Origin of the sequence: Brucella sp. NBRC 12950, assembly GCF_030268145.1 — a bacterium.
GTDB lineage: Bacteria > Pseudomonadota > Alphaproteobacteria > Rhizobiales > Rhizobiaceae > Brucella.
This window is the reverse complement of record NZ_BSQC01000004.1, coordinates 262,899-287,018: the sequence shown is the minus strand read 5'-3', so window position 1 is coordinate 287,018 and position 24,120 is coordinate 262,899. Positions and strand designations below refer to the sequence as shown.

Sequence of the window (24,120 nt, the reverse complement as noted above, 5' to 3'; positions counted from 1 at the left end):
GAGCGTATCAGAAAATGTCGCCAATCGGAATCGCTCTGGAAAGCAGTCTCTTTGACATGTTTATGCTTTCAACGGAAGGGGTAACCCGACCGAGGTGCGATCAACTCTTTGATAAATTTGATACGAAACTCGACTCACGGATGCGAACGGGAGTCAATAAGCCTATGCAGATTCCACAGATGTTTCACGTGAAACATTTCTTTGGGTCGCAAACACAGCTCTCACTGTTTCACGTGAATCACTCATTTTCCGATGCAGAATTGCGAGAAAATAACATCCAATATTTCCTCAACGTCGACATCGCCTGTAATGCGTCCGAGATATTGCGATGCGCGGCGCATGTTTTCAGCGCGCAATTCCAGCGGTAGATCATCTCGCTCTGCCGCTATTGAGATTTCAGAGATTGTCGATTGCAGCAAATTAATATGTCTCTGGCGCGTTGGTACTGCGTCATTGATCAAGCCTATCCGTTCCTCGGCAAAGGATTGCAGAGCTTTCAGTAATTGATCGAGGCCATCAGCCGTCTTGGTGGAAATTTCAAACTGCCAGTCAGCAGAAACAGCAGCATTGCCAAGGTCAGCTTTGGTTCCCACGGTCCAGATATCCGCACTGCCCTCTTCCAAAGTTACTGCAATCGGTTTCTGCATATCCTCAAGCATCAGAACCAGATCAGCCTCGGCCGCGCGTTCGCGGGCTCGTTCAATCCCGATACGCTCAACCTGACTGGTTGTCTCGCGCAATCCAGCTGTGTCAGTCACATAGACCGGGATGCCGCCGAGGTTGAGTTTAACTTCAAGCAGATCGCGTGTTGTACCCGCCTCTTCCGAGATAATTGCGATCTCCCGACCGGCAAGGAAGTTGAGCAGGCTCGACTTGCCGGCATTGGGTGCGCCAGCTATGACGACATGTAAACCATCCCGCAACATCGCGGCTCGTTTGCCGCTTTCAATATGGCGGATAATTTCGCTTTGCAGAGACTTGAGTTGCTCCCATACCTGCCCCGAAACGGAACCAGGCACATCACTTTCATCAGCGAAGTCGAGTTCAGCCTCAATCAATGCGCGGGATCGAATAAGCTTCTGACGCCACTCTGTATAAAGCTGCCGCTGCGCTCCGGACGCGACCTGTAATGCAAGGCGACGCTGGCCTTCCGTTTCCGCCGCAATCAGATCGGCCAGACCTTCAGCAATCGTCAGATCCATCTTGCCATTGGTGAAAGCACGACGGGTAAATTCACCCGCTTCCGCAATTCGGGAATTCGGGAAAGTGCTGAGTTCTTCCAAGAGCTTTTCGACCACTGCAATGCCGCCATGCAGATGAAATTCCGCGCAATCTTCGCCAGTAAAGCTGTTCGGACCTGGAAAGAAAAGTGCCAAGCCCTTATCGATCGCATCGCCATTACGCGTTAGAAAAGTCTTATACGCAGCGTATCTCGGTTCAATAGCCTTTCCAAGAATCGTTTCGATAACGAATCGAACTTGTGGGCCGGATATGCGTACCACCGCCACACCGGAAGGCAAGCGTCCACTCGACAAGGCGAAAATCGTGTCCTGAAGATGTTGCGGCTCGCTCATTTGATTTCCCGTTCTATATAGATGACTACGTGATATTCATTCGTGTCAGGAAAGAAAAGGCTTATGACTGATATCAGCAGCAACAGGCTCGGCAGAGAGCCAAGCGCTTATCTTCGTCAACACGCCGATAATCCGGTTTACTGGCAGCCATGGGGCAAGCAAGCGCTCGATGCTGCACGCGAACTGGACCGCCCTATCCTGCTTTCTGTCGGTTATGCGGCATGTCACTGGTGCCATGTGATGGCGCATGAGTCTTTCGAGAACCCGGAAATCGCGGAAGTCATGAACGCGCTTTTCGTTAATGTAAAAGTCGACCGCGAAGAACGACCGGATATCGACCAAATTTATATGGCCGCTTTAAGCGCCATGGGGCAGCAGGGTGGCTGGCCGCTCACCATGTTCCTGCGCCCTGACGGTAAGCCTTTCTGGGGCGGAACCTATTTCCCACCCCAGGCGCGGCATAACATGCCCGGCTTCGTTGATGTGCTCAAAGCCGTCAACAATCTCTGGCAGGGAAATAAAGAAAAAATTAATCATAATGCCGAGGCTGTATTCAACCATCTGGAAGCCCAGTTGGCTGCTCAAAGCGAAGCGCGCGCCAATGAAGTGACACGCTTTAACGAAGTCGCAGACCGCATCCATGCCATGTTTGATCCGGTACGTGGCGGCATAGATAATGCGCCCAAGTTCCCCAATGCACCCTTCATGGATGCCTTATGGCTGTCCTGGCTCTATAATCGCGAAGTTTCAAATCGCGACGCGTTTCTGCTTTCTCTCAGAACAATGTTGCAAGGTGGCATTTACGATCATCTGGGTGGCGGGCTTTGCCGCTATAGCGTCGATGCCGATTGGCTGGTGCCGCATTTCGAAAAGATGCTGTATGACAATGCGCAGGTCATTCGCCATGCGACCTACGCCTATGCGGAAACGCAAGATGATTTGTTCCGCATCCGAATCGAAGAGGTTATCGATTGGCTGATGCTCGAAATGCGCTTGCCCGACGGAAGTTTTGCATCCAGTCTGGATGCTGATAGCGAGGGTGAGGAAGGCAAATTTTATATCTTCACCGGCAGCGAGTTTGATGCCGTCCTCGGTGATCAGGCTGAAAGCTTCAAATCCTGGTATGGCGTGAAGCCCGCAGGCAATTTCGAAGACAGCAACATTCTCAATCGCCTTCACGCTGTCGGCGAACCAGCAATGCTCCCGCCGGATATAGAAGCTTCGAAACAGAAGCTGTTGGCTTATCGCAGCCAACGCGTCCGCCCAGGACGAGATGAAAAGGCACTGACAGACTGGAACGCACTGACAATTCGCGCACTGGCTGAAGCGGGACGCAGTTTTCAAAGGCAGGACTGGATTGAATATGCCGTCACCGCTTATCGTTCGATAGGGTCATCTTTTCAGAATGGTCGCATGGCGCATTGCCGGATGGATGACGTGTTACTCTACCCTGCCCTCTCCACCGATTACGCAGCGATGATTAATGCTGCCCTGTCACTCTTTGAAGCGACAGGAGATCGAACATTCATCGTTGATGCTGTGGCACTTAAAGATGCACTAGATGCAGCCAATCGCGATGCATCAGGCAACTATCGGCTTTCGGCGCTTGATGCGGAAGATGTCATTCTCCATGCCTATGGCGATTATGACGAAGCGATCCCCAGTGCTACAAGCCAGATCATCGAAGCTTTCACGCGCCTGTTTCTCGTGACCGGTGATCTGCATCTTTATAATCAGAATGAGCGTCTGGTTGAACAAGCCATGGGCCGCGCTCTGGTACAACAATATGGTCAGATCGGTATTTTGAACGCTGCCCGCTTTGCAGCCGAACCATTATCTTTGGTGATTGCCGAGGAAAGCAGTGAGGGCGAACTAAGCTTGATCGCTCAACACAATCCCGATCCACGGCGGGTCGATAAGTTCGTTCCGTTTGAAGCCTGTAAAGCGATTGAACTTCCAACAGGCGGCACCGCACATGCTGATAAACCTTCAGCGTGGCTCTGTAAGGGGCAAGTGTGCCTTGCGCCGGTAGATACCCCGGCTGCACTCGAAATCCTCCTCAGAGGCCATTCCTGAGGTATTATAGCATTTCCAGCAAAAGTGCGAAGCGGTTTTGCGTCGGATAATGCGTAAAAACAGATAGTTGCAGCGGTTCCAACGATTTAATCCTAACTGGAACCGCTGTATTGATGAATACAAAAACGCCGCGCTGATTTCTCAACGCGGCGTTTTCTATTAATTGCAATCTTTGGATTACGTGTTCATCGAGTCGAAGAACTCGCCATTGCTCTTTGTCTGCTTGAGCTTGTCGATGAGGAATTCGATCGCGTCGGTTGTTCCCATCGGTGCAAGGATACGGCGCAGAACGAAAATCTTCTGAAGATCGGCGCGTGGGACGAGCAGGTCTTCCTTACGCGTACCGGACTTGAGAATATCCATGGCCGGGAAGATACGCTTGTCCGCAACCTTGCGGTCGAGAACGATTTCCGAGTTACCCGTGCCCTTGAATTCTTCAAAGATCACTTCGTCCATGCGCGAGCCGGTGTCGATCAGCGCCGTTGCGATGATGGTGAGCGAGCCACCTTCTTCGATGTTACGGGCTGCACCGAAGAAGCGCTTCGGACGCTGTAATGCGTTTGCATCCACACCACCGGTCAGAACCTTACCCGATGACGGCACAACAGTGTTGTAGGCGCGTCCCAGACGGGTGATGGAGTCGAGAAGGATCACAACGTCACGGCCATGCTCGACCAGACGCTTGGCCTTTTCAATAACCATTTCGGCAACCTGAACGTGGCGCGATGCCGGTTCATCGAAGGTCGAAGAAACAACTTCACCCTTCACCGAACGCTGCATGTCAGTCACTTCTTCCGGACGTTCGTCGATGAGAAGAACGATCAGATAGCATTCAGGATGATTTGCAGTGATCGAATGAGCGATGTTCTGCAACAGGACCGTTTTACCGGTACGTGGCGGAGCGACGATCAGACCGCGCTGGCCCTTGCCGAGTGGTGCCACGAGATCGATAACGCGAGACGACAGATCCTTCGAAGTCGGAACTTCAAGTTCCATCTTGAAGCGCTCATTCGGATAGAGCGGTGTCAGGTTATCGAAATGAACCTTGTGGCGGATCTTTTCAGGATCTTCAAAGTTGATCGTGTTGACCTTGAGAAGAGCGAAATAACGTTCGCCTTCCTTTGGACCACGGATCGGGCCTTCTACCGTATCGCCGGTCTTCAGCGAGAAGCGGCGAAGCTGGGAAGGAGAAATATAAATATCGTCAGGACCCGGGAGATAATTGGCGTCGGCAGAGCGCAGGAAGCCAAATCCGTCCTGCAGCACTTCAACAACGCCCTCGCCGATAATTTCGACGTCTTGAGCAGCAAGGCTTTTGAGGATCGCGAACATCAGTTCCTGCTTGCGCATGGCGCTCGCGTTTTCGACCTCAAGCGTTTCGGCAAATGCCAGCAGCTCGACCGGGGTCTTATTTTTAAGTTCTTGTAGTTTCATTTCCTGCATGTGTGAGGAACTCTTTTGAAATTTAAGGAGAAAATGCAGTTGTTCGGAAAGGTGGGTCACTTGAGTTGTGACCGGCATCGAAGGCCTGCTGTCATGGTGGGAAGAGGACTCATCCATACCGGTTTGCAGCATGAAGAGCAAGTGTCACATAAGGTGTGTCGGTCTTTTGTTCAATAGGTAAAAGCTAGTGCGAGTCTCAGAAAATGGAAAGTGGCTCTGCTAAAAATACCCGGAGCCAAATAAAAAGCCCGGATAAATACCGGGCTTTCTTTATAAAATTTGGAAATCAGAACGGTTTCACGATCACCAGAATGACAATGAGTATCATCAGGATTGTCGGTACTTCATTGATAATTCGCCAATGTTTGGCTGATTTTGTGTTCTTATCCTGCGCAAAAAGGCGCGTGGCTTTGGAAAGATAGCCATGCAGGCCCGACAGCAGCACCACGAGCAGAAGCTTTGCGTGCAGCCAGCCACCCTGAAAACCGAAAATTTCCCAGGCCATCCAGAGACCGGCAATCCACGTTACAATCATAGCGGGATTTATGATGAAACGCAGCAACCTGCGCTCCATAACCTTGAAGGTTTCGGACGTTTCAGAGCCGGGTGTTGCGGCGCAATGATAGACGAAGAGCCGCGGCAGATAGAGCATTCCCGCCATCCAGGCGATAACGGCAATGACGTGGATCGCCTTGACCCAAAGATAAGCATCAGCTGGATTCACGTGAAACAATCCCCATAAACCGAGTATCACAACCACCAGAGCGACGATGGTACGGATCAGAGCGGCCTTACCGCTGTTTGTTTTGTCAGAAGCCACCATCAGTAGCCTCCACGAACTCGATCAATCATGCGCTGAACATTCTCAATCGGTGCCTGTGGCGTAATTCCATGGCCCAGATTGAAGATCAGTGGACCCTGCCCGAGATTTTTGAGGATCGCATCAACGCCTTCGTCCAAAGCTTCGCCACCGGCCACAACGCGCAAGGGATCAAGATTTCCCTGGATAGCGCCTTCGGTCTGAAGTTCACGCGCAAAGGAATTCGGCACAGACCAGTCAAGGCCCAGAACGTCAACGCCGGTTTTTTCACGATAGCCCGCGTAAAGCATTCCGGCACCTTTCGGGAAACCGATGATGCGGGCCTCGGGATAAACTGCCCTCACCTTTTGCACAATGCGGGCCACCGGACGAACACAGAAGCGTTCAAAGCAATCTTCATCCAGAACCCCCGACCAGGAATCGAAAATCTGCACGGCATCCGCACCTGCATCGAGCTGTTCGATGAGATATTCGGCTGAAACATCTGCCAGATCATTCAAAAGCTTTTCAAAGGCTTCCGGGAAGCGATAGGCAAACAGGCGGGCGGGAGCCTGATCTGGAGTGCCATGACCGGCGATCATATAGGTCGCAACGGTCCAGGGAGCGCCACAGAAGCCCAACAGCGTTGTTTCCTCGGGTAACTGCTCGCGGAGCAGCCGAACCGTCTCATAGACCGGCTCAAGGCGTTTTGCGACACCTTCTGTCTCAAGCCAGAAGATTTCATCCGCATCAATCGGTGTCATCAAAGGCCCTCTTCCTTCTTCAAAGCGAAGGTCTCGTCCAAGGGCGTGAGGGACAACCAGAATATCTGAAAACAGAATGGCTGCATCAAAGCCAAAACGGCGGATAGGCTGAAGCGTCACTTCGACAGCCAGATCGGGCGAATAGCAAAGGTCGAGAAAGCTTCCGGCTTGTTTGCGCACTTCGCGATATTCAGGAAGGTAGCGTCCGGCCTGACGCATCATCCAGATCGGTGGTGGAAAGACTGCCTCACCATCCATCACTTTCAAGACCTTGCGCTTCATTGCATTCCACCCTGTTCGATCGGTTTTCGTTATCTCGTGTGAAAGTTTTCCCGTCCGGCTTTCATAAAGAAAGGATGATTCAGGAATCTTTTGATTCTTAGAGTCTGTTGGAATCGGGGATTAAGGTTTGTCCGTCTTTTCCCCACAGTTCCTCTCGGGCCATCTATGCCTGTGCGAACATTCACCGATAGTCTGAACAAAAGCAATGAAAACTCAAATCTTTCATTGAATATAAGGAGTTACCAATTGCCGCAGCTTTGCACAATTTGTGGATAGGCTGGGTATATCGCAAGGTTTTCCAAATGTTACGAGTCTTGTCCACAATCGCTTTTGAAAGCTTCACACATGTTGGCTCGCTGTGGATGACTTGCCAAGTTTCCCACCGCCTGCCATGGCTTGTGGATGGAGCCTCCAATTTACGCACAGTCGTCAACAGGGAGGGGAGAAAACTGTGACCAGACCGCTTTCTTACTTTCATCTTCATCTGATTTCTGATGCGACAGGAGAGACTCTCCTCGCTGCAGGGCGTGCTGCGGCCGCTCAATATGCCAATGCGCGCGCGATTGAGCATATCTATCCGCTCATCCGAACCGAGAAGCAGCTGCGTAAAGTTCTGGAGAATATTGACGCTGAACCGGGCATTGTTCTCTATACAATTGTCGATCAGAAGCTCGCGGCTATCATTGATGAAACCTGCGCCGAAATGGGCGTACCGAGCGTTTCGGTGCTCGAACCGGTGCTCAATACGTTTCAATCTTATCTGGGCGCGCCAGCGCACCGTCGCGCCAGTGCGCAGCATGTGCTCAATGCCGATTATTTCCGCCGGATCGATGCGCTCAATTTCACGATGGAACATGATGACGGGCAATTGCCGCCCGATATAGAGGAAGCGGACGTCATTCTTGTCGGCATTTCGCGAACCTCAAAAACGCCCACAAGCATTTATCTCGCCAATCGCGGTATCAAGGCGACCAATGTGCCGATTGTGCTTGGCATCCCCCTCCCCGATCAGCTTTTTACCGCAAGGCGTCCGATGATCGTGGGGCTGGTTGCAACGGCTGAGCGCATTTCGCAGATCAGACAAAACCGTCCACTGGGCAATGTGCCATCTCTTGATACCGGACTTTATACAGACCGCGTTTCAATTTCCGAAGAACTGGCTTATGCCCGCAATCTCTGTAACCGGCACAGCTGGCCGATCATTGATGTGTCGCGCCGGTCAATTGAAGAAACGGCGGCTGCTATTCAATCTCTGCTGCGCGAAGGCAGGAAGGAAGACCTGACATGACGACAAAGCTTATTCTCGCATCCAAAAGTCCGTTTCGGTCGGCACTGCTGAAAAATGCCGGCATCGAATTTTTGGCTGAAAGCGCGGATATTGATGAGCGCTTGGTTGAAGCGCCGCTTTATAAGTCGGGCGCTACGCCAGAAGAAGTCGCACAGGTTCTGGCTGAAGCAAAAGCTTTGTCGGTCAGCGAAAACAATCCCGATGCGGTGGTGATCGGTTGCGATCAGACGCTTTCGCTGGGGGATGAGATTTTCCACAAGCCTGTGGATATGGAAGCAGCGCGGCGCCAGTTGCTGCAGTTTTCGGGCAAGACACACCAGCTCAACAGCGGCGTGGTTCTGGTTAAAAACGGCGAGACCCTGTGGCGTCATGTTTCTGTGGCACGCATGACGATGCGCAATCTCGATCCGGGTTTTGTCGGTCGTTATCTCGGTCGGGTTGGCGACGTTGCTCTTTCCAGTGTCGGCGCTTATCAGGTCGAAGGTCCGGGCATTCAGCTTTTCGAGAAAATCGAAGGCGATTATTTCACCATCGTCGGACTGCCGCTTCTGCCCCTGCTTGATGAATTGAGGAAGGAAAATCTGATCGATGGCTAACAAGGCATTCGTCACGGGCTTTCCAATAAAGCATTCGCGGTCGCCGCTCATTCACGGCTTCTGGCTGAAAGAGCACGGCATCGAAGGCTCTTATGAAGCCATTGAAGTGCTTCCTGAAAATTTTGCGGAATTTGCTGCTTCGCTTGCAAAAAACGGCTTTGCCGGCGGCAATGTCACGATCCCGCATAAGGAAGTGGCTTTCGCAACCGTTGACAGCCGTGATGCGGCAGCGGAGGCAATTGGCGCAGTGAATACACTCTGGATAGAGAGTGGAAAGCTCTGCGGCGGCAACACTGATGCCTATGGCTTTGCTGCCAATCTCGATGCACTGGCACCGGGTTGGGACAATGCCAATATGGCTCTGGTTCTGGGCGCAGGTGGTGCAGGGCGCGCCATCGTCCATGCTTTGCAGACACGCGGGTTTTCGCGCATCGCCATCGTCAATCGCACGTTGAGCCGCGCTGAAGAACTGGCAAGCCATTTCGGCGAAGGGGTTTCTGCTCATGGATGGGATGCGGCGCAGGCTTTGGTCAAAGATGCCGGTCTGATCGTCAACACGACATCGCTGGGTATGAGCGGACATATGACCAGTGGGGGCGAGGCGACAGAGTTTCCGCTTGATCTGAGCGAGGCGCAGAAATCAGCTGTTGCTACCGATATTGTTTATATTCCGCTCAAGACGCCGTTTCTGGCCAGCGCTGAAGCAGCGGGTCTTAAAACTGTCGATGGGCTTGGCATGTTGCTGCATCAGGCGGTTCCGGGTTTTGAACGCTGGTTTGGCAAAAGACCAGAAGTGACAGAAGCACTTCGTAATTATATTCTGGATGATATGAAAAAGGCTGGTGCTTTATGATCATCCTCGGACTGACCGGCTCTATAGGCATGGGAAAAACCACTGCGGCAAACATGTTTGTCGACAATGGTGTGCCGGTCTATAGCGCTGACGATGCCGTGCATCAGCTTTATTCGGGTCGGGCAGCCCCCCTGATCGAAGCCGCCTTCCCCGGAACGGTTGTGGATGGAACTGTTGACCGGACAAAGCTTTCGAGCGCTGTCCTCGGCAAACCAGAAGCGCTTAAAAAGCTCGAATCCATCATTCATCCACTCGTGCACGAAGAGGAAGCCGCTTTTCTTGCACGCGCGCGTGCTGATGGCGCCGATATCGCGCTGATTGATATTCCGCTGCTCTTTGAAACGGGTGGCCAAAGCCGTGTGGACAAGGTGGCTGTCGTTTCCGCCCCTGCCGACATTCAGCGTGAGCGTGTTCTTTCCCGCGCAGGCATGACGGAAGCGAAGTTCGAGGCCATTCTGGCCCGGCAGATGCCGGATGTTGATAAGCGTGCACGTGCGGATTTCGTCATCGATTCTTCAGGCGACTTTGACGAGACGCGGGCGCAGATCAAAGCCATCATCGCTGAATTGCGTGGAAAGCTTGCCAATCCATCCTGAGCTTCGGCTTGGCCGTGCTATAAAACATTAAATGACTTGAGAGGTTGCCATGCGTGAGATCGTTTTCGATACGGAAACCACTGGCCTTGAACGGCTGGAGGATCGCGTCATCGAAATCGGCGGTGTGGAAATGATCAACCGCTTTCCCACGGGCCGAACCTTCCATAAATTCATCAACCCGCAAGGGCGAAAGGTTCATGTCGAAGCGCTCGCCGTGCACGGCATCACCGACGAACAGTTGCTTAAAGAGCCGACCTTTGCTGATATCGTCGATGAGTTCATGGAATTTTTCGATGGTGCGAAGCTCGTGGCGCACAATGCCATGTTCGATCTTGGCTTCATCAATGCTGAACTGGACCGTCTTGGGAAACCGGAAATCGCCGTTGAACGTATCGTCGATACGCTCGCTCTGGCGCGCCGAAAACATCCAATGGGACCGAATTCGCTCGACGCGCTCTGCAAGCGCTATGGCATCGATAATTCGCACCGTACATTGCACGGCGCATTGCTCGATTCTGAAATTCTGGCCGAAGTCTATATTGAGCTGATTGGTGGCAAGCAGACCGCGCTCGGCCTTAGCTCATCCGGTAGTTCTGGTAATGATGATCGCTCCGGGAATGGCGGCAATATTGTCTTGCGCCAGCGCCCGGCACCTTTGGCACCGCGTATCAGCGATAAGGAGCGTGCAGCCCATGATGCCCTTGTTGCGAAAATGGGCGACAAGGCAATCTGGAAAAAATACGTTAGCTGACGTCGAAATAAAAAACCCCGCGAGAGCGGGGTTTTCTTTTTAGGTCGTTGTAGAGATTAGCTCTTTACAGCGCTCTTTGCCTGTTCTTCGGCCATACGGCTCTGGAACATCTGCGCGAAATCGATTGGATCGATCATCAGAGGTGGGTAGCCACCATTGCGCGTGGCATCTGCGATGATCTGACGGGCAAATGGGAACAGAAGACGTGGGCATTCGATGAATAGCAGCGGAAGCATATGCTCCTGCGCGATACCCTGAATGCGGAATACGCCGCCATAGACCAGTTCCGTGTTGAACAGAACGTCCTTGCCGTCGACAGCCTTGGCTTCGAGCGTCAGAACAACGTCGAAATCCGTTTCGGAAAGTGGATTGGCGTTTACATTGACATTGATGTTGATCGAAGGAGCCTTTTCGCGCGGGCGCAGCGACAGAGGCGCGCCTGGGCTTTCAAAGGAAAGATCCTTGATGTACTGGGCCAGAATGTTGAGGGACGGCTGGGCGGTTGCGCCATTGCCGTTCTTTACTTCGCCCGCAGCGGCCTTATCGCTCATTATCGGTATGCCTTCTCTTTAATGATTTATCTTGTTGCCCAAAAAGCAGTGATGCTTGGCTAGCATGTGTGCGTAGATGAGGCAAGAAACCGTTTTTACGTTAGCATTTGAGCGATTAGTGATCTTTGCGGTCCGGATTCCACGGCGAGTTTTCATCTGGCTTTGTCGAGTAATCTTCCGGGTCCAGATCAATCACATTATTTTCTTTCCGCTCATATGGACGATAGGCTTCCGAATAGCGTGTCGATGCTGTGGCAACCACCAGGCGATTGCGCACAAAGCGGTTCCAGACAAGATCACGGATGAAGGGCACAAAAAGCAGAAGGCCGATCGCGCTTGTAACAAAGCCGGGTACGATCAGCATGATGGCTGCGACCACGATCATCGCGCCATGCATCATTTCGCGATCTGGTACGCGTCCTGCGGCACTTTCCATGCGGATACGCTGCAAAAGCCCGAAGCCCTGCACGCGCAGCAGAAAAAAGCCGAGCATAGCACTCAGGATGACAAGACCCAGCGTTGCCAGAACACCGATCTCACTGCCGACGATCACAAAGCCGGCAATTTCGATGAACGGCATTGCCAGCATGACGAGAGGGGCAAAAGAAGAGGACACGGCAGTTATGACCTTATGTTGGTTGATTGGTATGTGATGAAACAAACTTCATTCGCATGTTTTATTCATGTCAAAAGCAAAAAACGCTTGGCATTTTTACGCAACATGTTTTGAGGAACGAAATTGAAACTGTCTATCATGCAATATCAGATAGGTATGCGTGATCTGGATTTGAATGATCAGTCAAGCCGATCTATATGTATATGTAACGAAATTCACGACGTGAGGAGGGATTTGCAATCCCGACCCGTTAACTGGTGGCAGGCGGTATGGAATTTTTTGATTTTGGCACGATATTCTTCTTCATTGCGGCGGTGGTGATCTTTCTTCAGCTGAGGAATGTTCTTGGTCGTCGCACCGGAAATGAAAAACCGCCAATTGATCCTTATACATCCGCTCGTAATTCCGATTCCCAGACCGCAGGTGGCGAAGCCGACAATGTCGTTTCGCTTCCGCAGCGTCCCGGTGAAAAGGATTTCTCAGCAATCGACAAGGTTGCACCAGCAGGAACGCCTGTGAATGACGGCCTTCGCTCCATTCAGGCAGCTGATCCAGCCTTTGATCCGGCAAGCTTTGTCGATGGTGTGAAGATCGCCTATGAAATGATCGTCATGTCTTTTGCCGATGGCGATCGCAAGGTTCTGAAAAACCTTCTGTCCAAGGAAGTCTATGAGGGCTTCGTTTCGGCAATCGATGAGCGCGAGGCGCGCGGTGAAAGCGTTCGCTCGACCTTTGTCGGTATCGACAAGGCAGAGATTGCCAATGCCGAAATGAAGGGCTCGGAAGCGCATGTGACGCTTAATATCGTGAGTCAGATGATTTCTTCTACGCTCGACAAGGACGGCAACGTGGTTGAGGGCGATCAGGAAAATGTCGTCGAAATCCGTGATCTCTGGACCTTCGCGCGCGATACGCGTTCGCGCGATCCAAACTGGAAGCTTGTCGCGACCGAAGCCGAAGACTAAAGAGAGTTGACGATTCAGGGCCGCTAATTTAGCGGCCCTTTTAATTATTGACGGATGCGGCTTGTGCATAATCTGGCGAACATCATACGACCGGTCAGTTTTTCAGATTGCCCGGGCTGGGATCAGGACGATCGGGCGCTCGCCTTTTCGGCCTTTCGTCGTTCAGCCGATTATGCGGAACATAATCGCTATAACAGCGGCAGCCTCGGTATCAGTTTCGAGGCGCTTACACCTGCTTTTGCCGCCGCGCGTTTGCTTGATAATCCGGATAGGGCGCAGGCCCGCGCTTTTTTTGAAGCGCATTTTGTTCCCTGCCGTATCGATGCAGAAGGGTTTGTGACGGCTTTTTACGAGCCGGAGATTGAAGCATCGCGCAGCTTAGACAAGCAATTCACGGTGCCGTTTCTGAGAAAACCTGATGATCTTGTGAAGGTCACCGATGAAAACCGTCCCCTGGGGCTCGATGCTTCTTACGCTTTCGCCCGGCAAACACAGGACGGTATTGTTGAATATGATGACCGCTGGACAATCGAGCAAGGCAGCTTGAAAAATCGCGGGCTGGAGCTTGCCTATGTTGCCGATCGGGTCGATGCATTTTTCGCGCATGTGCAGGGCGCAGCACGGCTGAAGCTTACCGATGGCAGTTTCATGCGGATCACTTACGCAGCCAAAACCGGCCATCCATTCACCGGGATCGGGCGCATTCTGGTTGCTAGAGGCGAGATTTCTGCTGAAAGCATCTCCATGCAGACAATCCGCCAGTGGCTGAAAGATCATCCTGAAGAAGCCGATGACCTTATCTGGCAGAACCGTTCCTATATTTTCTTCCGTGAAACGGCATTTGATAGTAATGATGGGCATGACGCAAATTTAGGGCAGATCGCAGCGGCCAAGGTTCCTCTGACAGCCGGTCGCTCAATCGCGGTAGACCGGCTTCTGCATACATTCGGAACGCCTTTCTATGTCGATGCGCCAAACGTAACGGAATTCGATCATACGCCCTTATCCCGGTTGATGATCGCGCAGGATACCGGCACGGCGATTGTCGGCCCTGCCCGCGGCGATCTTTTTGCAGGATCGGGTGATGCAGCCGGGGAAATCGCGGGCGGCATCAAGAGCAAGGCCGATTTTTATGCGCTGGTCCCGCGCGCTCTGGTCGGGAATTGATCCATGATCGATAAGAGCGAAAAATCCGCAAAAGATTATCTACGGCCTGAAGATCGCATTCTCTGGGAAACGGTGGCTAAAACAGCAAAACCTCTGTCTGGAAAGAAGCCGAAGGAAGAGGAAGAGTTTCCGGATTTCAAAACGGTGATGGCGCAGGAGGCTGAGAAAAAGCCTGCGAAAAAGGCGCCCTCGTCTGCAGCTGACACGCAGACGCTGAAAAAGAAGGTCAACTCGCTCAAGGAAATGCCGATCCATGCCTTTGATCGGCCAACCCATCGCAAGATTTCCAAAGGACGTGTGGATATTGAAGCACGCATCGATCTGCACGGGCTCACACAAAACGATGCTTATGAGCTGCTCTATGGCTTCCTGCTCAGCGCACATGCGCGCGGATTGAAGCATGTGATGGTGATTACCGGCAAGGGCCGCTCTTTCGGCAGCGAAGGCGTGCTCAAGCAGGCGGTGCCGCACTGGTTTTCGACGCCTTTGTTCCGGCTGCTGGTCAGCGCCTATGAAGACGCCGCGCGTCATCATGGTGGGCATGGGGCGCTTTATGTCCGCTTGCGCAGGCAGACCCAGGGCGGAGGTCTCATCCGATGACCCCCTTTGGCAAGCGGCTTCGTGATCTTCGTGAGGAACGCAACGTTACACAGAAAGAAATGGCTGCAGCGCTGCGCGTATCACCAGCCTATCTTTCGGCGCTGGAACACGGGCGGCGGGGACAGCCAACCTGGGATATGCTGCAGCGCATCATCACTTATTTCAATATTATCTGGGATGAGGCAGAGGAGCTGCAAAATCTGGCAGCTGTCTCGCATCCGCGCGTGGTGATCGATACGTCCGGTCTCTCGCCACAGGCGACCGAGCTTGCAAACCTTCTGGCACGTAATATCCGCATCATCGATCGCGAGACGATCAGACATCTGACGGAAGAAATCGAGGCGGCACGCAAGCGCCGCCGTGGCCTGAAGCCGCTAGAGCGGTTTTAGCTAATGCTGAGTCATTGAAACCGCTCTATCTATTTGTTTTTACGCATTTCCAGACGCAAAACCGGTTCCCACTTTTGCTGGAAATGCTCTGGTGCCCCGCTCCTAAAAAAGCGCTTTCAGTTCATCGAGCTTGGTGTTGACCAGCCAGCCATAGTAATTTTCCTGCGGCATCAAAGGCTCCTGCCCGGATGCCTTGCGCTGGGCATTTTCATTGGCAAGCGCGCGGGCGCGTGCTGTCGATCCGCCGGTATTGTACAGTGTCGCTGTCAGGCCGGGGTTTTTCGAAATATCGAAATCGGCAATCTGGCGATAATCGGTGATCGACTGCTTCAGCGTTGCCGCGATGTAAGGCAGTGTCAGATCAGGGTCCATGATGGTCTTGTAAACTGTATTGCCGTTCTCGGCATTAAGCTTCGGCAGACCCGATACACGATTGACCATGTCCGACATCTGCAGCGCGGTCAGCGGATTGATCTGGCCGAGGCCAAAGGTCTGGCCGGCATAGAACGGCTGGAAGAACACGGCGCTGAAACGATTGTTCGGATATGTCTTGCCGCCAACCGATTTTCCGCGGAACTGCTTGTTCCAAATCGTCTCGCGGCAGCTCCACAGCGAATAGCTGTCCTTGAACTTGAGGCATTCGGAAAACTCCGGACGCTTCACGAACTGGCCGATGCTTTCGCCATTATAACCAAAGCTCACGCCCTGGTTCACATAGGACATGGCCTTGACGTAATAGGTCTGCAATCGGTCATAGACATCGACATTGTAGGTATGTTCACCAACGATCGCACCGACAATATGGATCGGATCGATGCCATAAGCCGAAGCCGTTGACTTGATCTTCGAACGCAGCGAGGCGTCCTTTTTCAGAAGATTATAAATCTTGCGATACTTGGCTTCATAGGTCGTGCTCAGCTCCTTGGTGCGCTTGGCTGAGGCGCCGGGAATGGGAGGCTGTTCTGCACTGCGGTTTCCGGGCGGAACCGTAACGGCTGCATAGGCGCTCTGGCAGGAGAAAGCGATGGCAAGGCAGATGCCTGCAATACGGTTCAGTCGACTGGTCATTGCGCGGAAACGGCCCCAATATGGTAAACGATCTATAAAAGTTGCCGCAAAATAAAAAACCCCCTCGATGAAGTCGAGGGGATTTTTGTCTTTCGGGATTATGGGACCCAAGCGTGACTTTCTGGTCACGTTCCTGGATCGCATCTCAGGTTCTTTACAGAATGAAACGCGAAAGGTCCGTGTTCTTGGCCAGATCGCCGATGGTCTTGCGGACATATTCCCCATCGACCTTGAAGTCCGAACCGGCCTTGTCAGGTGCATTGTAGGAAATATCGTCCAGAACCCGTTCCATCACCGTCTGCAAGCGACGCGCGCCAATGTTTTCAACCGTCGAATTGAGATCGACCGCAATGTCAGCCAAAGCATCAATCGCGTCGTCCGTAATATCGAGTTTCACCTCTTCCGTCGCCATCAACGCAATATATTGCTTGATGAGGCTGACTTCGGTTTCAGTCAGAATCCGGCGGAAATCTTCACGCGTCAGCGCGTTCAACTCCACACGGATCGGCAGACGACCCTGAAGTTCCGGCAGCAGGTCGGATGGCTTGGAAACGTGGAACGCACCCGATGCGATGAACAGGATATGATCGGTTTTCACCGGACCATATTTCGTTGCAACAGTGGTGCCCTCAACGAGCGGTAGCAGATCGCGCTGCACGCCTTCGCGTGAGACGCCTGCTCCCATTCCGCCTTCGCGTGCTGCGATCTTGTCGATTTCGTCGAGGAAGACGATGCCGTCATTTTCGGTCGAACGCAGGGCTTCCTGAATGAGCTGATCCTGATCGAGTAGCTTGTCAGACTCATCATTGATCAGGATTGCATAGGATTCCTTGACCGTGGTCTTGCGCGTTTTGGTACGCCCGCCCATGGCCTTGCCGAAAATATCGCCGATATTGATCATGCCGATATTGGCACCAGGCATACCCGGAATTTCGAAATTCTGGCCTGAACCTGTATCGGCAACCTCGATCTCGATTTCCTTATCGTCCAGCTCGCCGTCACGCAGCTTCTTGCGGAAGCTTTCGCGGGTGGCAGGGCTTGCAGTCTTGCCGACAAGACCGTCAAGCACGCGCTCTTCAGCATTGATGTGTGCTTTGGCCTTCACGTCTTCGCGCTTCTTTTCACGCACCAGAGCGATCGCGGCTTCAACCAGATCGCGGATGATCTGTTCAACGTCGCGGCCGACATAGCCCACTTCGGTAAATTTGGTGGCTTCAACCTTGATGAAAGGAGCGCCTGCAAGCTTGGCGAGCCGACGGGAGATTTCCGTCTTGCCAACGCCGGTCGGTCCGATCATCAGGATGTTTTTTGGCATGACCTCTTCGCGCATCTGGCCTTCCAGCTGCTGGCGGCGCCAGCGATTGCGCAGAGCGATAGCGACGGCGCGCTTGGCGTCGTTCTGGCCGATGATGAAGCGGTCAAGTTCGGAAACGATTTCACGGGGAGAAAAATTACTCATGATTATAACCCGGTTTGCCACTGCTTGATGAACTCGAACGGATGCAGCAGCATGATCACGTTGAGCGTAAGGTTGTCGCGGATGACAATGAGCGCCAGAACTTCAAAGAAGAGCGCAGTCGCGACGGTGATTTTTGTTGGCAGTTTGGCTGCGATCAGAAAGCCGATCATGGCGAAAACACTGTCGGAAACCGAATTCACGATACTATCGCCAAAATAGTCCACCGAGGACGTATTGGCGCGATAGCGCTCGATGATGAAATTCGAGTTTTCGACCAGTTCCCAGGCGGCTTCAACGCCGACTGCCACAGCAAGTCTCAAGCCCAGCGGAGCCTTTGGCGCGATGATTGTCAGAAGCCAATAGAACAGAAAGCCATGAATGATATGCGAGAGCGTATACCAGTCGGCTATATGCTGCGAATTCTCAGACATCAGCGAACCGGACCATAATTTTATGGTGCCGCATTCGCACATGGGAATCCGTCCGTCGATATAAAGCCAGGAGGCCTGTATAACGAGAATGGCAAGGACGATCAGAGCACCTAAGCCCCAACGATGTGTCTTGGAGGTTGAGGCTTGCGCTATTGAGCTCATTCGGCGTCGAGGCTTTCAACAAGAATGCTGTGATTGGTGTAGATGCAGATATCGGCCGCAATCTCCATCGCCTTGCGGGCGATTTCCTCAGCATCCTTATCGGTATCGATCAGCGCGCGGGCTGCGGCCAGCGCATAATTGCCGCCCGATCCGATGGCCATGACGCCATGTTCGGGTTCAAGCACGTCGCCCGTACCGGTGAGTGCCAGCGTCACCTTGCTGTCGGCAACCAGCATCATGGCTTCCAGCTTGCGCAGATAGCGGTCGGTGCGCCAGTCCTTGGCGAGTTCGACGGAGGCGCGCATCAGCTGATCCGGATATTGTTCAAGCTTGGCTTCAAGGCGCTCAAGCAGCGTGAAGGCATCAGCCGTGGCACCGGCGAAACCAGCAATGACATTGCCTTTGCCGATGCGGCGCACTTTGCGCGCATTGCCCTTCATCACGGTATTGCCGAGCGAGACCTGCCCGTCACCGGCGATAACAACCTTGTTACCCTTGCGAACGGTGACAATGGTCGTGCCGTAAATTGTCGTGGGATTATGTTCGATCATGGATCACTCCTTTGGCGGCCGATACGTTTCCATCTGGCAAACGCATAAGCCCCTTATTTGGCTCGAAGCTCGCTTCGTCGGCTCAAGAGCTAACTGAATCGGGTTTCGTTGTGAATATTTAAGAAGGGGCTGGCAAAATGCAAATGGCTAACAGCGCATTCCAAAAAGTGTGAAGCGGTTTTTGGATGAAATGCGCTGCTGGGAAAGCCGCATTCCAATAAGTGTGAAACGGTTTTTGGGTAAAATGCGCTGCTGGGAAAGCCGCATTCCAAAAAGTGTGAAACGGCTTTTTGATAAAATGCGCGCAAACAAAAGTCAGAATGTTGGGAGCATCCCTAAAACCATTGGCAAAAGCGGCCAGCTGTTCTAGAACGCGAAAAGATTTCAACTGAGGAAATGCAATGACGGCTGAAAGCGCCCGCAAAGCAAGTATCGAACGTTCAACAAAAGAAACAAGCATTGCTGTTTCTGTGGATCTGGACGGCAACGGCAAGTTCGACATTACAACTGGTGTCGGCTTCTTCGATCATATGCTGGAGCAGCTTTCCCGACATTCGCTCATCGACATGCGCGTCATGGCCAAGGGCGATCTGCATATCGATGACCACCACACAGTCGAGGATACTGGAATTGCGCTGGGTCAGGCTGTGGCGAAAGCGCTTGGTGAGCGTCGCGGCATCGTGCGTTATGCCTCGATGGATCTCGCCATGGACGACACGCTGACGGGTGCGGCGGTCGATGTTTCGGGCCGTGCCTTTCTGGTCTGGAACGTGAATTTCACGACGGCCAAAATCGGCACCTTCGATACTGAACTGGTGCGCGAGTTCTTCCAGGCTTTTGCGATGAATGCAGGCATTACGCTGCATATCAACAATCACTATGGTGCCAACAATCACCATATTGCAGAATCGATCTTCAAGGCGGTGGCCCGGGTTCTGCGCACAGCGCTCGAAACCGATCCGCGCCAGAAGGATGCAATTCCCTCGACCAAGGGGTCGCTGAAGGGATAAGTCTTTCCCGAAAGGACGTGTCATGGCGCAATTCGTCGTTCTTGAACCAGCCGGAACTCAACGTTCCGAAAAAGCGGTTTTCGTGCGCGACGGATTCTACGCCTTAGCGCTGATCCTCCCGTTTGTCTGGCTTTTGTTGCAGCGGCTCTGGTTTGAAGCCATTGCCGTTCTCGGTGTGACGATCCTGCTGGGCGTGGCAGGTTCTGCATTGGGCATCTCCAATGCAGTGCCGCTGATCACGTTGCTATTTTCGCTTTTCGTGGCGTTGGAAGGCGTTAACTGGAAGATCGCGAAGCTAAAGCGTCAGGGTTTCGTTGAAACAGCCGTCATTGATGCGGCTGATTTGGAAGAAGCGGAAATCCGCTACTTCTACGGTCTTAAAGAAGCGGCAGAGCCAGCGACAGAAATCAAAGACTCCCTGAAGGACACCTCTGCGCCCGAATGGGCGCAGCAGCCCCCTCGTCCCACATATTCCTCATTTGGCTCGACGATCGGATTTGTCGGTCATCGCGGAGAAAACTGAAAATGCGTGTTGCAATTATCGACTATGGTTCCGGCAATCTTCGCTCGGCCACCAAGGCCTTTGAGCGCGCCGCCCATGAGAGCGGTTTGAAAGCTGAAATCGAACTGACTGCAGATGCCGATCGCGTGGCGAGCGCCGATCGCATCGTGCTGCCAGGCGTTGGCGCTTATGCCGATTGCCGTCGCGGCCTCCATGCGGTTTCCGGCATGGTGGAAGCACTGGAAGATGTGGTTCTGAAAAAGGCGCATCCGTTTCTTGGCATCTGCGTGGGTATGCAGTTGATGTCGGAACGCGGCCTTGAAAAAGAAGTGACCGAAGGTCTCGGCTGGATCGCAGGCGACGTGCGTGAAATGACGCCGTCCGACCCGACGCTCAAGATTCCGCAGATCGGCTGGAACAGGATTCACGTGAAACATTCGCATCCGGTGTTTGACGGTATCGCTACCGGCGAGAACGGCTTGCATGCCTATTTCGTGCATTCCTATATGTTCGACGCGAAGAACAAAGCAGAAGTGCTGGCCGTCACCGAATATGGTGGCGATGTGACCGCAACGGTTGGTCGCGACAACATGATCGGCACGCAGTTCCATCCTGAAAAGAGCCAGCTGCTTGGCCTTTCGCTTATTGCCAATTTCCTGAAATGGAAGCCTTGAAGATATGATCCTTTTTCCCGCCATCGATTTGAAAGACGGTCAATGCGTGCGCCTGAAGCTTGGCGACATGGATCAGGCGACCGTTTATAATGAAGACCCTGCAGCACAGGCCAAAGCTTTTGAGGATCAAGGCTTTGAATGGCTGCATGTGGTTGATCTAAACGGTGCTTTTGCTGGCGAAAGCGTCAACGGCAAAGCTGTTGAAGCCATTTTGAAAGCGACCAAAAATCCGGTTCAGCTTGGCGGCGGTATCCGCACCCTCGCCCATATCGAAAGCTGGCTTTCCAAGGGACTGCGCCGCGTAATTTTGGGTACGGTTGCCGTACGCGATCCGGCGCTGGTGATCGAAGCCTGTAAGGAGTTTCCGGGTCAGGTTGCGGTCGGCATTGACGCCAAGGGCGGCAATGTTGCCGTTGAAGGCTGGGCCGAGGCCTCCGAGCTTGGCGTGGTGGAACTCGCGAAAAAGTTTGAAGGTGCGGGTGTTGCCGCCATCATCTACACAGACATTGATCGCGACGGCGTGCTGGCTGGTATCAACTGGGATTCCACACTTGGCCTAGCAGACAGCGTTTCCATTCCGGTAATCGCATCGGGCGGTCTTGCTTCGATGGATGATATTAAGCGCCTCGCCGCTCCTGATGCACGCAAGCTTGAAGGTGCGATTTCCGGTCGCGCGCTTTACGATGGCCGCATCGATCCAGCAGAAGCACTGGCTCTTCTGAGGACTTCAGCATGACACTCAAAGCACGCGTGATTCCCTGCCTCGATGTGAAAGACGGTCGTGTCGTTAAGGGCGTAAACTTCGTCGATCTGATTGATGCCGGTGATCCGGTTGAAGCAGCACGCGCCTATGATGCGGCGGGTGCAGACGAATTGTGCTTCCTCGACATCACGGCGTCTTCGGACAATCGCGAGACAATTTTCGATGTTATCGCCCGTACAGCTGAACAGTGCTTCATGCCGCTGACTGTTGGCGGTGGCGTGCGTCAGGTTTCTGACATTCGCAAGCTGTTGCTTGCTGGGGCCGACAAGGTTTCGATCAACACGGCTGCGGTCAAGAACCCGGAATTTGTTGCAGAAGCCGCCGACAAGTTTGGCGATCAGTGCATCGTTGTGGCCATTGACGCCAAGAAGGTTTCGGGTGCTGGCGAGAGCGACCGCTGGGAAATCTTTACCCATGGCGGTCGCCAGACGACTGGCATTGATGCGGTGGAATTTGCACAGAAGGTGGTGAGCCTTGGTGCGGGTGAAATCCTGCTGACCTCGATGGATCGTGATGGCACCAAGGCGGGTTACGATGTGGCACTGACGCGCGCTGTTGCTGACAGCGTGCGCGTTCCGGTGATCGCATCGGGTGGCGTTGGAAATCTCGATCACATGGTCGACGGTATCCGCGAAGGTCATGCAACGGCAGTTCTCGCAGCATCCATCTTCCACTTTGGAACCTATACGATTGGCGAAGCCAAGCGCTATATGGCCGAGGCTGGTATCCCGATGCGGCTCGATCCGGTCCGTTGAGAATATAGCTTGTCGCGGAAAAGTGGGAACCGGTTTTCCGATAACGACATGCGCAAAAAGAGTTGAAGGAATTCCGATGGCTGAGTTCACCCTTTCCGATCTTGAACGCATCGTCGCAGAGCGTGCAAATTCGACGGATGGATCGTCTTATACTGCTAGTCTCTTTGCCAAGGGTCAGACGCGGGCCGCCAAAAAGCTTGGTGAAGAAGCCGTCGAAACGGTGATTGCCGCAGTTAGCGGTGATCGCGCGGAAGTGGTCACGGAAAGCGCTGATCTGCTTTATCACCTGCTGGTGGTTCTCAAGATTGCAGACGTGCCACTTGATGAAGTTCTTGCAGAGTTGCAACGCCGCACGGCGCAAACTGGCCTTGAGGAAAAGGCCGGTCGTCCGAAAGCATAAATGCAAACTAATCCAAAAGCTGTTAGTGCAGAATTGGCGTTGAGGGAGAGCAGCGACAATATGTGGGAAAAAGTGGACCAGCTAACGCCGTCGCGTTACTCGCCTTACCGTTTCTTTTCGGCGGAAGAGTGGGCAGGCTTTCGCGCCGACACCCCCCTCACCCTCACCTATGAAGAAGTGAAACGGTTGCGCTCGCTGGGCGATCCGATTGATCTTGATGAGGTGCGGCGCATTTATCTGTCGCTGTCCCGCCTGCTCTATGCGCATGTGGAAGCAAGCCAGCTTCTGTTCCGCCAGCGCCAGCAATTTCTCAATATGGAAGAGCGCTTCAAGACGCCCTTTATCATTGGCATTGCAGGCTCGGTTGCGGTCGGCAAATCCACGACCGCGCGTATTCTGAAAGAACTACTCGCCCGCTGGCCTTCCAGCCCGAAGGTCGATCTGGTGACGACGGACGGCTTCCTCTACCCCAACGCGGTTTTGCGTGATCAGAACATGATGGAGCGCAAGGGCTTTCCGGAAAGCTATGATGTGGGCGCGGTCTTACGTTTCCTGTCAGCGATCAAGGCAGGCATGAGCCATGTGCGCGCGCCGCTCTATTCGCATCTGAGCTATGACGTGCTGCATGGCGAATATCAGATTGTCGACAAGCCCGACATTCTGATCTTTGAAGGCATCAATGTGCTTCAGGTCCGCGATCTGCCGGAAGACGGAAAAATGGTGCCTTTCGTGTCCGACTTCTTCGACTTCTCGATCTATATCGATGCGGAATCGGAGCTGATCCACAAATGGTATATCGACCGCTTCATGCGTTTGCGTGAGACGGCTTTCGTCAATCCGCAGTCGTACTTCCACCGTTATTCGCAGCTTTCAGAAGAAGCCGCGCGTTCCATCGGCGAAGGCCTCTGGAACAATATCAACATGAAGAACCTGCGCGAAAACATTCTTCCCACCCGCCCCCGCGCCGATATTATCCTGCGCAAAGGCAGCGATCATCTGATCGAAGAAGTGGCACTCAGAAAGATTTAAATCTCA

The 24,120-nt window shown here is 53.1% G+C and carries 28 protein-coding genes; 17 read left to right on the top strand and 11 right to left on the bottom strand.

What is annotated here, in order from left to right; genetic code table 11:
• Positions 1-242: 242 nt before the first annotated feature.
• Positions 243-1,574, bottom strand: a complete 1,332-nt coding sequence (gene mnmE, locus QSJ70_RS08750) for a tRNA uridine-5-carboxymethylaminomethyl(34) synthesis GTPase MnmE (protein ID WP_285535795.1) — start codon at positions 1,572-1,574, stop codon at positions 243-245.
• Between the two features lie 63 nt (positions 1,575-1,637).
• Between mnmE and QSJ70_RS08745 the strand changes: the two genes are divergently transcribed.
• A complete protein-coding gene (locus QSJ70_RS08745) occupies positions 1,638-3,650 on the top strand; it encodes a thioredoxin domain-containing protein (RefSeq protein ID WP_285535793.1) in 2,013 nt (670 codons plus the stop codon).
• A gap of 177 nt (positions 3,651-3,827) precedes the next feature.
• On the opposite strand, the gene rho is transcribed toward QSJ70_RS08745, so the two are convergent.
• The 3 genes from rho to hemE form a co-directional block, all read right to left on the bottom strand.
• A complete protein-coding gene (gene rho, locus QSJ70_RS08740; RefSeq protein ID WP_024898458.1) occupies positions 3,828-5,093 on the bottom strand; it encodes a transcription termination factor Rho in 1,266 nt (421 codons plus the stop codon).
• Positions 5,094-5,379: 286 nt separating this feature from the next.
• Entirely contained in the window at positions 5,380-5,916 is a 537-nt protein-coding gene (hemJ, locus tag QSJ70_RS08735; protein ID WP_215775830.1) for a protoporphyrinogen oxidase HemJ, read from the bottom strand.
• Positions 5,916-6,938, bottom strand: coding sequence for a uroporphyrinogen decarboxylase (gene hemE, locus QSJ70_RS08730; RefSeq protein WP_079212460.1), 1,023 nt, complete (start codon positions 6,936-6,938; stop codon positions 5,916-5,918). Before hemE ends, hemJ begins: the two co-directional genes overlap by 1 nt.
• Before the next feature lie 451 nt (positions 6,939-7,389).
• Here hemE and QSJ70_RS08725 point away from each other — a divergent pair, with 451 nt between their 5' ends.
• Genes QSJ70_RS08725 through dnaQ form a run of 5 tightly spaced genes read left to right on the top strand, consistent with a single transcriptional unit; the run spans position 7,390 to position 11,022 of the window.
• On the top strand, positions 7,390-8,226 hold the full coding sequence (locus QSJ70_RS08725; protein WP_215775831.1) for a pyruvate, water dikinase regulatory protein: 837 nt from the start codon (positions 7,390-7,392) through the stop codon (positions 8,224-8,226).
• Positions 8,223-8,822 (top strand): Maf-like protein, encoded by a 600-nt coding sequence (locus QSJ70_RS08720; protein ID WP_215775832.1) that lies wholly within the window; start codon positions 8,223-8,225, stop codon positions 8,820-8,822. Before QSJ70_RS08725 ends, QSJ70_RS08720 begins: the two co-directional genes overlap by 4 nt.
• On the top strand, positions 8,815-9,675 hold the full coding sequence (locus QSJ70_RS08715; RefSeq protein WP_064322231.1) for a shikimate dehydrogenase: 861 nt from the start codon (positions 8,815-8,817) through the stop codon (positions 9,673-9,675). Before QSJ70_RS08720 ends, QSJ70_RS08715 begins: the two co-directional genes overlap by 8 nt.
• A complete protein-coding gene (gene coaE / locus QSJ70_RS08710) occupies positions 9,672-10,271 on the top strand; it encodes a dephospho-CoA kinase (protein ID WP_285535785.1) in 600 nt (199 codons plus the stop codon). The genes QSJ70_RS08715 and coaE overlap by 4 nt, the downstream gene beginning before the upstream one ends.
• Before the next feature lie 49 nt (positions 10,272-10,320).
• Positions 10,321-11,022: a DNA polymerase III subunit epsilon gene (gene dnaQ / locus QSJ70_RS08705; RefSeq protein WP_079212465.1), complete on the top strand. Its 702-nt coding sequence runs from the start codon at positions 10,321-10,323 to the stop codon at positions 11,020-11,022.
• Positions 11,023-11,078: 56 nt separating this feature from the next.
• On the opposite strand, the gene secB is transcribed toward dnaQ, so the two are convergent.
• Both secB and QSJ70_RS08695 read right to left on the bottom strand, forming a co-directional pair.
• Positions 11,079-11,573, bottom strand: a complete 495-nt coding sequence (gene secB / locus QSJ70_RS08700) for a protein-export chaperone SecB (protein WP_007872432.1) — start codon at positions 11,571-11,573, stop codon at positions 11,079-11,081.
• A gap of 115 nt (positions 11,574-11,688) precedes the next feature.
• Positions 11,689-12,189 carry an FxsA family protein gene (locus tag QSJ70_RS08695; RefSeq protein ID WP_007872434.1) on the bottom strand — a complete coding sequence of 167 codons (501 nt, stop codon included), beginning with the start codon at positions 12,187-12,189 and terminating at the stop codon, positions 11,689-11,691.
• Between the two features lie 269 nt (positions 12,190-12,458).
• On the opposite strand from QSJ70_RS08695, the gene QSJ70_RS08690 reads away from it, so the two are divergent.
• The 4 genes from QSJ70_RS08690 to QSJ70_RS08675 are packed head-to-tail and all read left to right on the top strand — an operon-like array spanning position 12,459 to position 15,310.
• Positions 12,459-13,154 carry a Tim44/TimA family putative adaptor protein gene (locus tag QSJ70_RS08690; protein WP_200635669.1) on the top strand — a complete coding sequence of 232 codons (696 nt, stop codon included), beginning with the start codon at positions 12,459-12,461 and terminating at the stop codon, positions 13,152-13,154.
• Between the two features lie 54 nt (positions 13,155-13,208).
• Positions 13,209-14,321: a murein transglycosylase A gene (gene mltA / locus QSJ70_RS08685; RefSeq protein ID WP_285535783.1), complete on the top strand. Its 1,113-nt coding sequence runs from the start codon at positions 13,209-13,211 to the stop codon at positions 14,319-14,321.
• A gap of 3 nt (positions 14,322-14,324) precedes the next feature.
• Complete coding sequence (locus QSJ70_RS08680) at positions 14,325-14,921, top strand: Smr/MutS family protein (protein WP_285535782.1); 597 nt, start codon at positions 14,325-14,327, stop codon at positions 14,919-14,921.
• Complete coding sequence (locus QSJ70_RS08675) at positions 14,918-15,310, top strand: helix-turn-helix domain-containing protein (protein ID WP_215775834.1); 393 nt, start codon at positions 14,918-14,920, stop codon at positions 15,308-15,310. The genes QSJ70_RS08680 and QSJ70_RS08675 overlap by 4 nt, the downstream gene beginning before the upstream one ends.
• A gap of 102 nt (positions 15,311-15,412) precedes the next feature.
• Here the strand turns inward: QSJ70_RS08675 and QSJ70_RS08670 are convergent, their stop codons facing one another.
• The 5 genes from QSJ70_RS08670 to QSJ70_RS08650 form a co-directional block, all read right to left on the bottom strand.
• Entirely contained in the window at positions 15,413-16,378 is a 966-nt protein-coding gene (locus QSJ70_RS08670) for a DUF1402 family protein (RefSeq protein ID WP_064322567.1), read from the bottom strand.
• A gap of 154 nt (positions 16,379-16,532) precedes the next feature.
• A complete protein-coding gene (hslU, locus tag QSJ70_RS08665) occupies positions 16,533-17,837 on the bottom strand; it encodes an ATP-dependent protease ATPase subunit HslU (protein ID WP_007872448.1) in 1,305 nt (434 codons plus the stop codon).
• A gap of 2 nt (positions 17,838-17,839) precedes the next feature.
• A complete protein-coding gene (locus QSJ70_RS08660; RefSeq protein WP_007872450.1) occupies positions 17,840-18,430 on the bottom strand; it encodes a DUF2585 domain-containing protein in 591 nt (196 codons plus the stop codon).
• Positions 18,427-18,981, bottom strand: a complete 555-nt coding sequence (hslV, locus tag QSJ70_RS08655; RefSeq protein WP_007872451.1) for an ATP-dependent protease subunit HslV — start codon at positions 18,979-18,981, stop codon at positions 18,427-18,429. Before hslV ends, QSJ70_RS08660 begins: the two co-directional genes overlap by 4 nt.
• Positions 18,982-19,099: 118 nt before the next feature.
• Positions 19,100-19,369 (bottom strand): hypothetical protein, encoded by a 270-nt coding sequence (locus tag QSJ70_RS08650; protein ID WP_285535780.1) that lies wholly within the window; start codon positions 19,367-19,369, stop codon positions 19,100-19,102.
• Positions 19,370-19,382: 13 nt separating this feature from the next.
• Between QSJ70_RS08650 and hisB the strand changes: the two genes are divergently transcribed.
• The 7 genes from hisB to coaA all read left to right on the top strand — a co-directional run bounded on the left by hisB (position 19,383) and on the right by coaA (position 24,114).
• Positions 19,383-19,991: an imidazoleglycerol-phosphate dehydratase HisB gene (hisB, locus tag QSJ70_RS08645; protein WP_007872453.1), complete on the top strand. Its 609-nt coding sequence runs from the start codon at positions 19,383-19,385 to the stop codon at positions 19,989-19,991.
• 22 nt (positions 19,992-20,013) lie between these two features.
• Entirely contained in the window at positions 20,014-20,514 is a 501-nt protein-coding gene (locus tag QSJ70_RS08640; RefSeq protein ID WP_007872455.1) for a DUF2628 domain-containing protein, read from the top strand.
• Positions 20,515-20,516: 2 nt separating this feature from the next.
• Positions 20,517-21,167 (top strand): imidazole glycerol phosphate synthase subunit HisH, encoded by a 651-nt coding sequence (gene hisH, locus QSJ70_RS08635; protein WP_194779008.1) that lies wholly within the window; start codon positions 20,517-20,519, stop codon positions 21,165-21,167.
• A 4-nt stretch (positions 21,168-21,171) separates the two neighbouring features.
• Positions 21,172-21,903: a 1-(5-phosphoribosyl)-5-[(5-phosphoribosylamino)methylideneamino]imidazole-4-carboxamide isomerase gene (gene hisA / locus QSJ70_RS08630; protein ID WP_215775837.1), complete on the top strand. Its 732-nt coding sequence runs from the start codon at positions 21,172-21,174 to the stop codon at positions 21,901-21,903.
• Positions 21,900-22,685 (top strand): imidazole glycerol phosphate synthase subunit HisF, encoded by a 786-nt coding sequence (hisF, locus tag QSJ70_RS08625; protein WP_007872463.1) that lies wholly within the window; start codon positions 21,900-21,902, stop codon positions 22,683-22,685. Before hisA ends, hisF begins: the two co-directional genes overlap by 4 nt.
• A 76-nt stretch (positions 22,686-22,761) precedes the next feature.
• Positions 22,762-23,085, top strand: a complete 324-nt coding sequence (locus QSJ70_RS08620) for a phosphoribosyl-ATP diphosphatase (protein ID WP_215775838.1) — start codon at positions 22,762-22,764, stop codon at positions 23,083-23,085.
• 60 nt (positions 23,086-23,145) lie between these two features.
• Positions 23,146-24,114 (top strand): type I pantothenate kinase, encoded by a 969-nt coding sequence (gene coaA / locus QSJ70_RS08615; RefSeq protein ID WP_285535955.1) that lies wholly within the window; start codon positions 23,146-23,148, stop codon positions 24,112-24,114.
• Positions 24,115-24,120: the final 6 nt, after the last annotated feature.